Source organism: Novosphingobium sp. CCH12-A3 (assembly GCF_001556015.1).
Lineage (GTDB): Bacteria > Pseudomonadota > Alphaproteobacteria > Sphingomonadales > Sphingomonadaceae > Novosphingobium > Novosphingobium subterraneum.
This window is the reverse complement of the sequence record NZ_LSIA01000138.1, coordinates 39,523-54,676: the sequence shown is the minus strand read 5'-3', so window position 1 is coordinate 54,676 and position 15,154 is coordinate 39,523. Positions and strand designations below refer to the sequence as shown.

Here is a 15,154-nt window from a genome sequence, read left to right as displayed (position 1 = left end):
CGGTGAGGAGAGCAAAATGGTTTCGAAATCCGTACAACCTCCCATCGACCCGACTGACGCAAAGGTCTATGATTGGCTGATCGCCAATATCGGCCCGGTCACTGCGTTCGAACGCCAGCCCCGATGGCGGCCAGGCTGGAACGTCGTGGCAGGGGGCGCGTCACTTTATGTCAGGGGCCCGCGCGGAGATACCTATGCCTCGCCGGTCAACATGTATCAGGAAGCCGAAATCCATCACGTGTTCGAGCGCCACGGAATCCCCGCGCCGCGTGTGCACGGAATGATTCCAGACCCGCTGTGCATTGTCATGGAAATGCTGCCGGGCAGAATCAACAGCGGGTTGATCGAAGACCCGGAAAAACAGGCGCAAGTGCGCGAGCGGTTCATCCGCATCGTCGCTGACGTCCACCGTTTGCCGGTTGAAGCTTTTGCCGCCGCAAAACTGCCGGTGCCACAAAGCCCTGCAGAAATCGCGCTCAACCTCTACGCGCCCTCCCACGAGATTTTCCGCGAGCGCATTGCTTGCCGCCCTTGGCCGTTGATGGAGTTTGCATGGGGCTGGCTTAACCGCAATGTGCCGCAGGACCGCACCCGTGTCACTTTCGTCAACTACGATGGCGGGCAGTTTCTCTTCGATGATAGTGGCACGGTTACCGGCTTAATCGACTTTGAGGTATCCTCGCTCGGCGACCCGGCGGCAGAGCTTTCGGGGATGCGCCTGCGCGATACCTCGGAGCCGCTGGGCGACCTGACTGCGATGGTTGCGCGGTACGAAGAGCTTACAGGTGATCGGATCTCGCGCAAGCTGATCGAATTTCACACCGCCGGGTTCTGCGCGGTCAACGGCTTCCTAATGTGGCCGCTGATGTTCGACAGCGCGCCGGAACAGGATTTCATCGCCTATCTCAACTATTGTGTTGGAACGAGCCGGTGGATGATCCGTGCGATTGCCGATCACATGAAAGTTACACTGGTCGATCCGCCCGAGCCACATGCTCAGCCGCTCGGTTTCGAACAGGCTTCGCGCCATCTCGTTCGGCACGTTGAAGCATTTCAGGGCGGCACGCCAGCGGAAAACTATGCTCGCGATTCCGCTGCGCATCAGGCGTTCTACCTGGGACGACTAAACACTTACGGACAGTCGGTGCAGGCTGCCAATCTGGCCGACGTGGCAGCTCTCACCGGGGTGCGGTACGACACATGGGAGCAGGCTCAGGCTGCACTCTCAGAATGGGTGGAAAATGCCGGGCCCGAGGCTGACGAAGCACTGGTCCAGCACTTCCATTGCTGGCTGCAGCGTCAGGCCTTTATGCTGCGCGGCTGCGGCCCGCCTGCATTCATCTCTGCGGCCAGTCTCCAACCTATTCTGGAGCGCTGACGTCAATTCCGCCTGCGAACCGCAGCAAGGACGAACTCAGTGCTGTTCGCGCGCCAAGTGGCTGCGTCGAGATCGGCGCCAGTGCGCGCCCGTGTTACGAGCGACATCATAGGCGAGTGCGCGAACCACGTGGTTACAAGACCGTGGATTGCCCAGAACAACTGATCTGCATCGCAGTCGGCCCGAAACACGTCCTGTGCGCATCCACGCTCGACGATTGGTCGCAGTACGTCGTCGATCAGGGTTCTGAGCACAGTTGCCAGCGGACTGGCCTTGCCAACATGGGCGAATGCATGTTGCGCTTCGTCGATGGTCATTCGCACGATTTGCGGACGTTCGACGAATTCGCGGAACATGTTGTGCATGAACTGCCTGAGCGCGTATTCGGGGGGCAGCGACGTGTATTCGGTGCATGAGATGAAGGCAGCCGTCTTTTCGGCGGCTTCCTTCAGGATGATTTCGTAGAGATCGGATTTGCTGCCGAAGTAATAGTAAAGAAGCTGCTTTGACACCTTGGCGCGGCGGCAGATCGAATCCACTGTCGTACCGTCGAAGCCGTGGTCGGTGAACTCCTGCCTGGCGGCGTTCACAATATCCGCAATGGTCGTGGCATTGGACGCGCGCCGCCCCCGCGCAGTCGGCGGCTCAGGGGTGGGACAATCGCCGCTTTCCGGCATTTCTGCTCCCTCTCATGGCTCGGATTCCGCACCCTGACCATGCGTTGAATTATTGCCTTATGCGATACCTCGCAGGCGATTTAAACACAACGCCTGCGCCGCGGCGTTTCGGTTTCTGCGCCGCGTGAATCTTCCGACAGAACGATCTGAAGCATTGGAGAGGATGTACATGCTGTTTGGGAATCTGAATGATCGAGTGGCGATCGTCACCGGATCGGGCGCCAATATCGGTGAGGCTTGTGCCAAGGCATTGGCCGGGGCTGGCGCGCATGTGGTCGTCGCTGACATCAACCTTACCGCCGCCGAAAGCGTGGCCGCCGCTATCGTCGCATCTGGCGGCAGCGCGATGGCGCAATACCTTGATCTGGCCGAAGAGCAGAGCATCATCGATCTGGTCGCAGCAACAATCGCCAGGTTTGGTCGCATCGACATCCTGCACAACAACGCCGCCGATACCCGCCCTGATTTCATGGCCCAGGACAAGACCATCCCTGACATGACCACAGAGGTTTGGGATCGCACTTTCGCGATCAACACGCGCGGGCCGATGCTGATGATCAAGCATGTTGCTCCGCACATGATCGCAGGCGGCGGCGGTTCGATCATCAATACCGGCTCAGGTTCGGCCATTCTGGGTGACGTGTTCCACCCTGCCTATTCGACGTCGAAGGGCGCGCTGCACACGCTCACGCGCAACGTTGCGGCCCAACTTGGCCGTCACAACATCCGCTGCAACGCGGTGCTGCCGGGCCTGGTGCTGAGCAAGGGAGCGCGCGAGATCATGACCGCAGACGAAATCGACTTCATCCAGCGTCACGTGATGCTTCCGCGCCAAAGCAAGCCCGAGGACATCGCCGGGCCGGTGCTGTTCCTGGCGTCGGACGCCGGGAGCTTCGTCACCGCGCAGGTATTCAGTGCCGATGGCGGCATCGTCCACCACGCACCCTATTTCGCTGACGTTATGGCGATGTCCGAGAACGCATAATTCGAGGGGTTGGACCAATGGCATCGTATGTCATGAGCATGATGAACAAGCACGATCTCGGAAAGTATGGCGAGTATTCGGCGCAGGGCTTCGTTTCGCTGCAAGGCCTGCCGTTCGAAGTGATCGTGGGCGAAAACCTCGATGTGCTGGAGGGCGATGCGCCCGGCACCAGCGTCGTCGTGATGAAGTTCCCCACAAACGAAGCGGCAATGGCCTGGTACAAGTCCTAGGCATACCAAGAGGCGATCCCGATGCGTCATGCCGCTGCCGAAACGATCTTTGCAGTGCACTTTACCGACAATCAATAACGCGCGACCCCACAACGGGGCGTCAGGGAGAGGATTCCAATGACCAGATATTCGACGATGTTCAGCCCCATCAAGATCGGGCGTCTGGAAGTGAAGAACAGGGTGTTCATGTCGCCGCATGGCATGGTCGGGCTCGGCATCGGCACTGACCGGCAGGTCGGCTATTTTGAAGCGCGTGCCAAGGGCGGTGCGGGCTTTATGGTGATCGCCAGTTGCCAGGTCGTGCCAGCCCCGCTGGTGCCGCCGGGTTGGTTCATCGAGGCCTATAATCCAGATCATATTCCAGCAATCCGCCGGATTGTTGACGCTGCGCACAAGCACGGCGCGAAGATCGCAGTGCAGGGCGTGTGGATGATGGCAGATCCGGCAACAGCACAGCCATCGGGCATCGCGCCCCATACCGTGCTGGCCGATACCCAGCCCCGCACCATGACCACTGCGGAAGTCGAGCAGTTGATCGAGGCCCATGCCGTTGCCGCATTCCATGCACAGGAAGCAGGCGCCGACGGCTTTGAGTTTCCTATCAGCGGGGGTGCGGGTCTCGGGTTCTTCACCTCGGAATTGTATAACCAGCGTGCCGACAAGTATGGCGGCAGTCTGGCGAACCGGATGCGCGCCATCGTCGAAATCGTGGAGGCGATCCGGGGGCGTGTCCGCCCCGATTTCGCCATCGGCGTTGCGGTCAACGCTGATGAATCGACATTGGGTTCTGCTGGCATAGACGATGGTATTGCCCAGTGCAGGATTCTCGAAGACACCGGGATGGTCGATTGGCTGCGCATCACGGCGCGCGGCCAGAAACCCCAGATGACGCAGTATCACTACCCCTCGTCGTACATGGGCCGCGAAGGTACGCATCTGGACGCCGCCGAAGCTGTCAAGAAGGCGGTCAAGCTGCCGGTCGTCAGCGGCGGGCGCATTCTTACGCCAGCCTTTGCCGACCAGGCGATTGCCGATGGCCGCTGCGACATGGTTTTCGTCGCGCGGTCGGTGATTGCCGATCCCGAATGGCCCAACAAGTGCCGTGACGACAACACTGCAGAGATCCGTGCCTGCATCGGCGATCTTGAAGGTTGCTTCTTGCGCTCGTGTTACGGGCAGGCAGTCGGCTGCACGGTCAACCCGGACATCGGGTTCGAGTATGAAGGGCCGGTAAAGCCTGCGCCAAACCGCAAAAATGTTGTGGTCGTCGGCGCAGGGCCGGCCGGAATGCAGGCGGCATTGACCGCATCGCAGCGCGGCCACAAGGTTACGCTGCTCGAAAAGTCCGACCGGATCGGCGGCCATGTGACGATGCAGGCAATGCTGCCCGGACTCGGGGATCGGGGCGAGCTGATCCGCTGGCTGAAATTGCAACTCGACAAGGCGGGAGTGGCGATTCAGACCGGCACCGAAGCCACAGCGGCATCGATCAAGGCGCTGTCGCCCGATGCCGTGATCGTGGCTACAGGTGCCCGCTATTCCAGAACGGGTGCGAGCAAGGCACAGCTCGCTGGCGTGCCCGGCGCGCATCTGCAGCACGTGCTGACACCCGAAGATGTGATGCTGGACCACGTACGGCTCGGCAAGCGGATCGTGGTTTACGATAACACGTCCTATGAAGTCGGCCCCGGCATTGCCGAACATCTAGCAGATCAGGGCAAGGAAGTGTTCCTGGTGACCATCGATTCCGCGATGGCGATGTCGGTCACGGAGCTCGGCCTGAACAAGGTGATTGCCCGCAGACTTTGGCCCAAGGTCACCTTGCTGCCCACCACCGAGATCACGCGCATAGATGAAGCCGATGTTCACCTGCGTGACACGTTCTCGGGACAAGCCAGCGTTCTCGAAGCGATCGACAACACCATTCTGGTCACGTCGAAGCCCCCGCAGGAAGGCCTCTACCACGAACTGATTGCCGATATGCCGGTTGTTCACCTGATCGGCGATGCACGCGAGGCACGCTGGAGCGTGTTCGCCACCGACGAGGCGATCAAGGACGGACGGCGGATCGGCTTGGCAGTCTGAACCGATACAGCATCGTGGTCATGGCGGTCACGATGCTGCACCCTTTGCTTGCTCCCTGTCCGCCTTTCGGAAGATAGGTGTGCAGCGATTGGCGCGAGCACAGGTGCACCCTGTACCGAATTGGTCTCATCCATTTTTGCAGGGCAGTATTCATGGAAGCCTATATCTACGATCATGTCCGTACCCCGCGCGGCAAGGGCCGTCCCGACGGTGCGCTGCATGAGGTAACCTCGGTCGAAATGGCCAGCCAGCTCCTTCAGGCGCTGCGTGACCGCAACGATCTGGATACTTCGCTGCTCGATGATGTGATCCTTGGCATGGCGCAGCCAGTGGGCGAGCAGGGCGGCGTTCTGGCGCGCGCGGCGGTGCTTCAGGCAGGCTATGCCCAGACCGTCGCGGGCCAGCAGATCCATCGCTTCTGCGCATCGGGTCTTGATGCCGTAAGCCTGATCGCAGCGCAGGTCCATTCGGGCATGATCCAGGCTGGGATCGGCGGTGGCGTTGAATCAATGAGCCGCACGGTCATGGGTTATGACTCAGGCGCCTGGACGTCAGACCCGGCAGTTGCCTTCCATAACTACTACGCCCCGCAAGGCATCGGCGCAGACATCATCGCCACGCTCGACGGTTTCAGCCGCGAAGACGTCGATGGCTTCGCCGTGGAAAGCCAGCGCAAGGCAGCGCACGCCTGGGAAAATGGCTACTTCAAGAAATCCATCGTGCCGGTGAAGGACATTCTGGGCGAAGTGCTGCTCGACCATGACGAGCACATGCGCCCAGGCACAACTCTTGAAAGCCTTGCCAAGCTCAAGCCTGCGTTCACGGGCTTCGGCAGGGGCGGGTTCGAAGCCGTGGCCAAGGCCAAGTATCCCCAGATCGAAGAGTTGAACTACGTCCATCATGGCGGCAACAGCTCCGGCATTGTCGACGGCGCGGGTATCGTTTTGGTTGGATCAAAGTCGTTCGGTGAACGTGCAGGCCTCAAGCCCCGTGCCCGCATCCGCGCCTATGCAAACATAGGGTCCGAACCCACGATCATGCTGACCGCGCCCGGCGCATGTTCGGACAAGGCACTGAAGAACGCGGGCATGAGCCGCAGCGACATCGATCTGTGGGAGCTGAACGAGGCCTTCGCCAGCGTCGTCATGCGCTTTCAACGCGAGATGGGCATCCCAGACGACAAGATCAACGTGAACGGCGGCGCTATCGCCATGGGCCACCCGCTTGGCGCGACCGGTGCAATGATCCTCGGCACGGTGCTTGATGAACTGGAACGCCGCGATCTGCAGACCGGTCTGATCACGCTGTGCGCTGCCAACGGGCTCGGCACGGCCTCGATCATCGAACGCGTCTGACGCGCACCCAACGTCTTTTGAAGCGGAAAACCCATGCAGAACCTGAAACTCGAAACCACCTCTGACGGCTTCGCGATCCTTACGCTGGATGCCGCCGGGCAGACTATGAACGTCGTCAACGACGCGTTCATTGCCGACATGGAAGAAGCGACCACAAAGATCGCCACTGACGACAGCATCAAGGGGGTGATCCTCACCTCGGGCAAGCCCGCATTCATGGCAGGGGCCGACCTCACGCAACTGGTCCAGGGCTTCGGCACTCTGACCAAGGCTCAGGCCTTCGCGTTCTCGCAGCGCGCCACTCGCATGCACCGCGCGATCGAACAGTCTGGCAAGCCATGGGTCGCCGCGATCAACGGTCTCGCACTGGGCGGTGGCTTCGAACTGGCTCTGGCGTGCCATCATCGCGTGCTGGTCGATAATCCCAAGGCGCTGGTGGGCCTGCCCGAAGTGAACGTGGGATTGTTGCCGGGTTCGGGCGGAACCGTCCGCCTTGCACTGCTAGTCGGCTACAAGACCGCGCTCGATCTGCTGCTGTCGGGTCGCTCGGTTGCTCCTGCAGAAGCGCTCAAGCTCGGCATTGTCGATGAAGTCGTGCCTGCTGACAAGCTGATTGACGCGGCACGTGCATGGCTTGCCACCGACCCTGATCCCGTTCGTCCTTGGGATGTGAAGGGCTGGGTGCCGCCGCAGAAGAAGGGCCTCACCGTCCCTGAAGATTCAGCGGCTTACATGATGGCGGCCGGCGCAATTGCGCAGAAAGGCTACAACACGCCCGCACCGCAGGCCATCCTTTCCAGTGTGTTCGAAGGCCAGCAACTACCGTTCGATAAGGCGCTGGCAGTTGAAGGCAAGTATTTCGCCAAGTTGCTGACCGATCCAGTGGCGCGCAACATCATCCGCACAACGTTCATCTCCAAGCTGGCCGCTGAAAAGGGCGCCCGCCGTCCGGCAGGCGTGCCGAAGTCGGAAGTAAAGAAGCTTGGCGTGCTTGGCGCTGGAATGATGGGTGCGGGCATTGCGTTTGTTGCGGCCAATGCCGGGATCGAGGTCGTCTTGCTCGACCGTGACGTCCCCTCTGCAGAAAAGGGCAAGGCCTATACTGCCAAGGCGCAGGCCAAGCTGATCGAGAAGGGCAAGCTGTCCCAGGACAAGGCTGACGCCGTGCTCGCGCGGATCACACCGACCGATGACTACGCGCTGCTCGAAGGCTGCGACATGATTGTCGAGGCGGTGTTCGAGGACACTGCAATCAAGGCCGACACCACGCGCAAAGCCGAAGCGGTGATCCCGTCTACCGCAGTGTTTGCTACCAACACTTCTTCGCTGCCAATCTCTGATCTGGCCAAGGCATCGCAGCGGCCCGACCAATTCATCGGCATTCACTTCTTCTCGCCGGTTGACCGCATGGGGCTGGTCGAAGTGATCATGGGCAAGCAGACTTCGCCCGAAACGCTCGCAAAGTCGCTCGATTTCATCGCCCAGCTGCGCAAGACGCCGATCGTGGTCAACGATTCCCGCGGGTTCTACACCAGCCGTGTGTTCCGCATGTTCATCTTCGAAGGCGTGGCGATGCTGGAAGATGGCGTTGAGCCTGCCCGCATCGAAAATGCCGCCAAGGCTGCAGGCTTCCCGATCGGCCCGCTTGCACTGCTTGACGAAGTGACGATGGAACTGCCGGTCAAGATCGTGGCCGAAGCCGCACGCGATTCCACCGAAGAGGAAAACAAGTACACCATCGAACGGGGCATGAAGGTACTTGGTCGAATGATCGAACTGGGCCGCGGCAGCCGTAAGGCAGGCGGCGGATTCTACGAATACCCGGCGGCCGGTGGCAAGCGTCTGTGGGCTGGCCTGGCGCAAGAATTTCCCGTGTCGGAAGCCCAGCCCGATCAGGAAGAACTGAAGAAGCGCTTTCTCTATTCCCAGGCCAATGAGACCGCGCAAACTTTCGAGGAAGGTGTACTGGAAACGCCAGAGGACGCCGATCTTGGCGCGATCTATGGCTGGGGCTTCCCGGCATGGACTGGCGGCACGCTCAGCTATATCGACACCGTCGGCATCGCCACCTTCGTTGAGGAATCTGACCGTCTGGCCAAGCTTTATGGCCAGCGATTTGCCCCTTCGGCATGGTTGCGCGCCAAGGCAGCAAAGGGTGAAGGTTTCTATCCTGCACCGGGACAGGCCGTCGCCAAGGAGTTGACCTCAGCATGAAGCGCTTGATCTTCGAATCGGAACACGAGCAGTTCCGCGACAGTGTGATTAAGTTTATGCAGGCCGAAGTCGGCCCTCATGCCGAAAAATGGCGTAAGGAAGGCATGGTCCCGCGCGAGCTCTACCGCAAGGCGGGCGAGCAGGGCCTGCTGTGCACCTGGGCGGACGAGAAATACGGTGGGGCGGGGATCGACGATTTCCGCTTCGAACAGATCATCATCGAAGAAAACATGCGCCATGGCGACATTGGTTTCTACATCAATCTCCACAACGATCTGGTCGCGCCTTATTTCGACAAGTTGGGCACTGACGAGCAGAAGGACCGCTGGATGCCCGGCATCGTCTCGGGCGAGAAGATTCTCGCCGTGGCGATGACCGAACCTGGGACGGGTTCGGACCTTGCCGGCATGAAGACCCGCGCCGAGGACAAGGGCGATCACTGGCTGCTGAATGGCGCCAAGACCTACATCTCGAATGGCATCCTGTCCGATCTGGTCGTGGTTGCTGCGCGCACCGATCCCGAAAGCCGCCACGGCCTCAGCCTGCTGGTGGTAGAACGCGGGATGGAAGGCTTTGAACGCGGTCGCAAGCTGGCTAAGATGGGCCTGCATGCGCAGGATACAGCAGAACTGTTCTTCAACGACGTAAAAGTGCCCAAGGCCAACATGCTGGGCGATCCGGGGCAGGGCTTCCGCTATCTCGCCCGCTTCCTCGCGCAGGAGCGCCTTGTCGCTGCAATCGGCTTCATGGCGACAGCGCAGACCGCGTTCGACATCACGCTCGATTACGTGAAGGAGCGAAAGGCGTTCGGCAAGCCCATCGGCGCGTTCCAGAACACTCGCTTCAAGATGGCCTCGATGCGCACCGAACTCGATGCCGCGCAGACCTACATCGACCAACTTGTCCTGCTGCTCAACGCAGGCGAATTGACTGCGGAAGATGCCTCGGGAGCAAAGCTTCTCTCCTCGGAACTGGAAGGCCGCGTCATGGATGAATGCGTCCAGCTTCACGGCGGTGCCGGGTATATGGAAGAATACCGGATCAGCCGCATGTACACAGATGCGCGCATCAGCCGGATCTTCGCTGGTACGTCGGAAATCATGCGCGAGATCATCGGTCGCGGCTTGGGTCTCGACGAACGCAAGATGTTTTGAACACGATGAGTACGCGCCGTCTGGTCGACCCTGAAGTGCTGCCCGTGTTGGAGGCGTTCCCCTCGTTGCATGCCACGCTTGAGACGCTGCCCGCGATGCGTGCGGCCCTGGAGCCGCTGATGAAGGGGGCACCGGTCCCCGACCTCCCGGTAGAAAGGCGAGAAATCTACATTCCCTCGCCCGAAGGCCATGAGGTGCGCGCGATCGTGCTACAACCAACGGGCCTGACCGGCGTGGTTCCTGCGCTCCTGCATATTCACGGCGGCGCCTATATTATCGGCATGCCCGATATGAACGTGCCCGAATTGATGGACACCGCGCACCAGCTAGGCATCGTGATCCTTTCGGTCGACTACCGCCTTGCACCAGAGTATCCGTTCCCCGCTGGCATAGAGGATTGTTACACCGCGCTCGGTTACCTTCACCACAACGCCGCCACGCTCGGCATTGATCCGGCGAGGATCGCGGTGATGGGCGAAAGCGCCGGGGGCGGACTGGCAGCATCGCTGGCGCTTCTGGCGCGCGACCGGGGCGAATTTGCACTCACATTCCAGCTCCTTGATGCGCCGATGATCGACGACCGCACCTGTGTGCGTCCACGCAATCCTGTCACCGGCGAATTCATCTTTGGCCCGTCAGACAATCACTTTGGCTGGAGCTGCCTGCTGAACGCCGAACCCGGCAACCCCGGTGTCTCGCCCTACGCCGCCGCAGCGCGTGAAACCACGTTGGAAGGCCTGCCGCCTGCGCTGATCGCCACGGGCGCGCTCGACCTGTTTCTGGATGAAAATGTGGATTACGCAATGCGCTTGATTGCTGCCGGGGTCGCGACTGAATTGCACGTCTACCCCGGTTGTCCGCACGGTTATGCAATCGCCGCCGACGCCTCCGTTTCGAAGCGCGCCTTGGCCGAAAAGCGCGCCGCGCTGAGCCGCGCTCTGAACCTCTGATGCCGATTCTGGATGTCGAACGCTTGCTGGGCTATGCGGTCCCCCAAGCGCATGATCTTTACGATCCGCGTGACGCGATCCTCTACGCGCTGGGGACCGGTGCAGGACTTTCGCCCGATATCGACGAACTCGACATGGTGTTCGAACGCAACCTGAAAGTCCTGCCGACAATGGCCCTGGTGCTCGGCACGCCGGGGTTCTGGTTGATGGACCCGGCGGTGGGCCTTGATTGGCCGCGTATCCTGCACGGCGAGCAGTCGCTCGTGCTCCATCGCCCGCTCGATCCGCAGGATGAACTCATCGGATCGACCCGTATTGGCGAGATCGCCGACAAGGGCCCTGGCAAGTCAGCGCTCTTCCGCGCTTATCGCACCCTGAAGGATCTCGGGGGCAATACTGTTGCGGAACTGTCTGAACTGTGGGTGCTGCGTGAGGCGGGCGGTTTTGGCGGAGAGCGCAATTTGTCTGGTCCCCCGCCTGTCACCATGCCGAATGGCCCTGCGCCGTTCAGCCTGGCCTTGCCGACAAGTCGACAGCAGGCGCTGATTTACCGGCTGTCGGGTGATCGCAATCCGCTGCACGTACATGCCGATACCGCCAAGCAAGGCGGATTCGACAGGCCGATCCTGCACGGGCTGTCCACGCTGGGGCTGGCGTGCCGCGCTTTAGCCCACCTGCATTGCGGTGGGGATCCGACGATCCTGTCCTCGATCGCCGCACGCTTCACGGCCCCGGTATTCCCGGGTGACACAGTGCGCACGGAAAGCTGGCGGGATGGGAACGAAATAGTGTTCAGGGCCATCGCGCAGGAGCGCAATGTGGTTGTTATTGATGGGGGGACGGCAAGCGTGGACCGCTTTGTCGGCCGGCTTGAAGGAGAAAGTTCGTGAAGGCGCTTGCAGGCAAGGTTGCACTGGTTTCGGGTTCTGGGCGCGGCATAGGCAAGGCGATCGCGCTGCAGTTGGCCGGTGCGGGCGCTAATGTCGTGGTCAACGACCTCGATGAAGCTTTCGCCCTTGAAACGGCGGCCGAGATTGAGGCGCTTGGTGCCCGCGCCATTGTGTGCTGCGGCGATGTGACCGCGCCTGATTTCGCTGAGCGCTTTGTCGGTGCGGCTGTCGATGCCTTCGGCACGATCGACATCGTGATCAACAACGCCGGTTATGCGTGGGATTCTGTGATTCAGAAGACCGGTGACGAACAGTGGATGGCGATGATCGACGTGCACCTGACCGCACCGTTCCGCATTCTGAGGGCGGCACAACCGGTTATCGCCAATGCAGCCAAGGCTGAGATCGCCGCCAACGGGCGCGCTACCCGGCGCACGGTGATCAACATCTCCTCTGTCGTCGGCCTTGGCGGAAACGTGGGGCAAAGCGGCTATGCGGCAGGCAAGGCGGGCATCGTCGGCCTGACCAAAACGCTGTGCAAGGAATGGGGCCGCTACAACGTCTGTGTGAACGCGGTGGCGTTCGGCGCGATTACGACGCGGATGACCACTGGTGAGGCAGGCTCGTCTACCATCATGGTGAAGGATCGCGAGATCAAGGCCGGGGTTAGTGACGAGATCCTGGCTGCCATGGAAAAGGGCATTCCGCTCGGTCGGGCAGGCACGCCTGAAGAGGCGGCCGGCGCGGTATTCATGCTGTGCTTGCCGCATGCAGACTATATTTCCGGCCAGGTGATCGTAGCTGGCGGCGGCTGGTCGATGTAACGGCAGGCAACCTTACCAACGACAGGTTCTGACTGAACGTTCGAAGTTTCACATGGGTTCCACCCCGGTAGCGGCAGCTGCCGGGTACCCTTCGGCCAGCAAGGTCGGCAAGGGTAGAGGACAAGCCATGATCGAAACGACAGCCCAACGCAGCGAAATTCGTTACGGAATCTGCAAGGTGTGTTGGGCAGGCTGCCCAATTGAGGTGACGGTCGTGGATGGCCGTGCGACCAAGGTTGTCGGCGACCGTCAGGCACCTATCTACGGTGGATATACTTGCCCGAAAGGGCGGGCAATGCCCGATGCGCACTATTCGCCCACGCGCGTCCTGCGTCCCCGAAAGCGCATGTCGGACGGCAGCTATGTCGAAATCCCGATGGCACAGGCGGTCGAAGAGATCGCCACGCGTATCGAGGCTATTGTCGCCGAGCATGGATCCGAAGCAATTGCGGTCTATCCAGGCAACGGCAACCTGACCAATCCGATCAATCCGGTAATCGGCGCCATGTTCGTCATGGCGATGGGAACCTTCCCCGATCGGTTCTTTTCGGTCCAGACGATTGACCAGGCTGGAAAGGTTATCGCCCAGGCGCTGCACGGACGGTGGATTCCGGGACCGCAACCATTCAGCACTGCCAAGACCTGGATCATGGTCGGGACCAATCCGGTCATTTCCAAGCAAGGGCTGATGGTCAACCCGGGCCAGACGATCAAGCAGGCGGTGAAGGACGGCATGAAGCTGATCGTGATCGATCCGCGTGCAACCGAATCCACTGCCCACGCTTTCCTGCACATCGCGCCGCAGCCGGGACAGGATGTCAGCATTCTGGCTGGCATCCTCCGTGTCATCCTGACGGAGAACCTCTACGATGCAGAGTTCGTAAGCGAAAATGCAGCCGGCATCGAGGCACTGAAGGCCGCTGTTGCACCTTTCACGCCGGACCATGTTGCATCGGTTGCCGGAATTCGCGCTGAGGACGTGGTGCTGGCTGCCCGCACTTTTGCGCAGGCGGAAAGCGGCTGCGTCGTTACGGCCACCGGCGCGCATTTCCCGCTTCATGGCACGTTGTGCGAATATCTTGCGTTGTGCCTCAACACCGTCTGCGGGCGGTGGGTCCGCGCAGGTGAGGCTCATGCACAGCCGCATGTCCTCCTTCCCGACGTTGCCATCCGTGCCCAGCCGCACGCACCTTACCAGCCCTTGGATTACAGCAGGACGAGCCGGATCAACGCTCTTCCGCAGACCGTTGTCGGCGCGCCAACGGGAACGCTGCCCGACGAGATCCTCACGCCCGGCCCAGGGCAGGTGCGCGCACTCATCTGCTCAGGCAGCAACCCGGCGGTTTCCCTGCCGGATCAGACCCGGACCGGGCGGGCGCTGGCATCGCTCGACCTGCTGGTATCCATCGACGTAGAAATGTCGAATACCGCTCGTATGGCCGACTACGTCATTCCCGACAGGATGGCGCTTGAGACGCCAGCCTGTTCGCAGTTTTCGGAATCGATGAAGTACTATGGCATCTGGACCGGAGGCTACGAGACTCCCTATGCCCAGTACGCACCGGCAGTGGTCGAACCACCTGCGGGGTCGGACATGATCGAAAGCTGGGAGTTCTTCTACGAACTGGCCAGGCGGCTTGGCAAACAGATTACCTATTTCGGCAATGCAGCCGGCACCGGGCAGCACGGGGACAAGCCGCCCCTCCCCTTTGTCCTGCCACTGGATAGGCGGCCGACCACCGAGGAGATGTTCGAGGCAATGTGCGCGGGCTCGCGCGTGCCTCTGGCCGAAGTCAGGCAGCATACCCACGGCAAGGTCTTTGCCGAGCTGGATCTGACGGTTCTGCCCCGTGCGGAAGGCTGTGTTGCCAAGCTCGAACTGGCTGACCCGACGATGATGGCCGAACTTGCGGTGGTTCTGACAAATCGGGGTGATACCACTGCTCCCAGCGAGGAATTCCCGCTGCTGGTTATACCGCGCCGTGCAAACGAGATGATGAATTCGATCGGGCGCAACAACCCCAAGCTTACTGCCAAGCGAAATTATAATCCGGCCTTCATGAGTCCTGCCGACCTTTCTGTTCAAGGACTTGCAGCCGGTGACATCGTCAGCATTCGTTCGGCGCATGGCGAAATCCAGGGCGTCGTCGAGGCTGACGCGCGCTTGCGGCCCGGCACTGTCTCGATGTCGCATTGCTTCGGCACCAATCCGGACGAGGCAGATGATCCCTTGGGGCAGGGAGGTTGCACCTCGCGGCTGATGGATGCCAATGCGGCGTTCGACCCCTTTTTCGGGCAGCCCCGGATGGGGGCCATTCCTGTTGCCGTGTCGAAGATTGCCCAAGCCTCACCCTAGAAGAGACCCTATCTACGGATAGGATTACAGACTTGCATGGCAAAGGAGAGTGTGGG

General features: G+C 60.9%; 12 protein-coding genes. 11 read left to right on the top strand and 1 reads right to left on the bottom strand.

Annotated features, from left to right (window positions below; translation table 11 throughout):
- The first annotated feature begins 16 nt into the window (after window positions 1–16).
- Complete coding sequence (locus AX703_RS11205; protein ID WP_062344091.1) at window positions 17–1,378, top strand: phosphotransferase; 1,362 nt, start codon at window positions 17–19, stop codon at window positions 1,376–1,378.
- Between the two features lie 2 nt (window positions 1,379–1,380).
- Here AX703_RS11205 and AX703_RS11200 read toward each other — a convergent pair whose 3' ends face one another.
- Complete coding sequence (locus AX703_RS11200) at window positions 1,381–2,055, bottom strand: TetR/AcrR family transcriptional regulator (RefSeq protein WP_062344090.1); 675 nt, start codon at window positions 2,053–2,055, stop codon at window positions 1,381–1,383.
- A 169-nt stretch (window positions 2,056–2,224) separates the two neighbouring features.
- On the opposite strand from AX703_RS11200, the gene AX703_RS11195 reads away from it, so the two are divergent.
- The 10 genes from AX703_RS11195 to AX703_RS11150 all read left to right on the top strand — a co-directional run bounded on the left by AX703_RS11195 (window position 2,225) and on the right by AX703_RS11150 (window position 15,098).
- The gene (locus tag AX703_RS11195) at window positions 2,225–3,040 is read left to right on the top strand and encodes an SDR family NAD(P)-dependent oxidoreductase (RefSeq protein ID WP_062344171.1); all 816 of its coding nucleotides are present in this window, start codon (window positions 2,225–2,227) and stop codon (window positions 3,038–3,040) included.
- A gap of 17 nt (window positions 3,041–3,057) precedes the next feature.
- A complete protein-coding gene (locus AX703_RS11190; protein ID WP_062344087.1) occupies window positions 3,058–3,270 on the top strand; it encodes a DUF1330 domain-containing protein in 213 nt (70 codons plus the stop codon).
- A 117-nt stretch (window positions 3,271–3,387) separates the two neighbouring features.
- A complete protein-coding gene (locus tag AX703_RS11185) occupies window positions 3,388–5,355 on the top strand; it encodes an FAD-dependent oxidoreductase (protein ID WP_062344085.1) in 1,968 nt (655 codons plus the stop codon).
- 152 nt (window positions 5,356–5,507) lie between these two features.
- On the top strand, window positions 5,508–6,710 hold the full coding sequence (locus AX703_RS11180) for an acetyl-CoA C-acetyltransferase (RefSeq protein ID WP_062344083.1): 1,203 nt from the start codon (window positions 5,508–5,510) through the stop codon (window positions 6,708–6,710).
- Window positions 6,711–6,743: 33 nt separating this feature from the next.
- Window positions 6,744–8,924, top strand: coding sequence for a 3-hydroxyacyl-CoA dehydrogenase NAD-binding domain-containing protein (locus AX703_RS11175; RefSeq protein WP_197423682.1), 2,181 nt, complete (start codon window positions 6,744–6,746; stop codon window positions 8,922–8,924).
- The gene (locus tag AX703_RS11170; RefSeq protein ID WP_062344081.1) at window positions 8,921–10,078 is read left to right on the top strand and encodes an acyl-CoA dehydrogenase family protein; all 1,158 of its coding nucleotides are present in this window, start codon (window positions 8,921–8,923) and stop codon (window positions 10,076–10,078) included. The genes AX703_RS11175 and AX703_RS11170 overlap by 4 nt, the downstream gene beginning before the upstream one ends.
- Before the next feature lie 5 nt (window positions 10,079–10,083).
- Window positions 10,084–11,028: an alpha/beta hydrolase gene (locus AX703_RS11165; protein WP_062344079.1), complete on the top strand. Its 945-nt coding sequence runs from the start codon at window positions 10,084–10,086 to the stop codon at window positions 11,026–11,028.
- Window positions 11,028–11,918 carry a MaoC/PaaZ C-terminal domain-containing protein gene (locus tag AX703_RS11160; RefSeq protein WP_231735496.1) on the top strand — a complete coding sequence of 297 codons (891 nt, stop codon included), beginning with the start codon at window positions 11,028–11,030 and terminating at the stop codon, window positions 11,916–11,918. The genes AX703_RS11165 and AX703_RS11160 overlap by 1 nt, the downstream gene beginning before the upstream one ends.
- Complete coding sequence (locus AX703_RS11155) at window positions 11,915–12,742, top strand: SDR family NAD(P)-dependent oxidoreductase (protein WP_062344077.1); 828 nt, start codon at window positions 11,915–11,917, stop codon at window positions 12,740–12,742. The genes AX703_RS11160 and AX703_RS11155 overlap by 4 nt, the downstream gene beginning before the upstream one ends.
- A 127-nt stretch (window positions 12,743–12,869) precedes the next feature.
- Entirely contained in the window at window positions 12,870–15,098 is a 2,229-nt protein-coding gene (locus tag AX703_RS11150) for a molybdopterin-dependent oxidoreductase (protein WP_062344074.1), read from the top strand.
- Window positions 15,099–15,154 lie beyond the last annotated feature (56 nt).

Excerpts from the sequence above, each read along its gene's own strand:
- AX703_RS11205 (WP_062344091.1), top strand. The coding sequence starts at position 17 with ATGGTTTCGAAATCCGTACAACCTCCCATCGACCCGACTGACGCAAAG.
- AX703_RS11200 (WP_062344090.1), bottom strand. The coding sequence starts at position 2,055 with ATGCCGGAAAGCGGCGATTGTCCCACCCCTGAGCCGCCGACTGCGCGG.
- AX703_RS11195 (WP_062344171.1), top strand. The coding sequence starts at position 2,225 with ATGCTGTTTGGGAATCTGAATGATCGAGTGGCGATCGTCACCGGATCG.
- AX703_RS11190 (WP_062344087.1), top strand. The coding sequence starts at position 3,058 with ATGGCATCGTATGTCATGAGCATGATGAACAAGCACGATCTCGGAAAG.
- AX703_RS11185 (WP_062344085.1), top strand. The coding sequence starts at position 3,388 with ATGACCAGATATTCGACGATGTTCAGCCCCATCAAGATCGGGCGTCTG.
- AX703_RS11180 (WP_062344083.1), top strand. The coding sequence starts at position 5,508 with ATGGAAGCCTATATCTACGATCATGTCCGTACCCCGCGCGGCAAGGGC.
- AX703_RS11175 (WP_197423682.1), top strand. The coding sequence starts at position 6,744 with ATGCAGAACCTGAAACTCGAAACCACCTCTGACGGCTTCGCGATCCTT.
- AX703_RS11170 (WP_062344081.1), top strand. The coding sequence starts at position 8,921 with ATGAAGCGCTTGATCTTCGAATCGGAACACGAGCAGTTCCGCGACAGT.
- AX703_RS11165 (WP_062344079.1), top strand. The coding sequence starts at position 10,084 with ATGAGTACGCGCCGTCTGGTCGACCCTGAAGTGCTGCCCGTGTTGGAG.
- AX703_RS11160 (WP_231735496.1), top strand. The coding sequence starts at position 11,028 with ATGCCGATTCTGGATGTCGAACGCTTGCTGGGCTATGCGGTCCCCCAA.
- AX703_RS11150 (WP_062344074.1), top strand. The coding sequence starts at position 12,870 with ATGATCGAAACGACAGCCCAACGCAGCGAAATTCGTTACGGAATCTGC.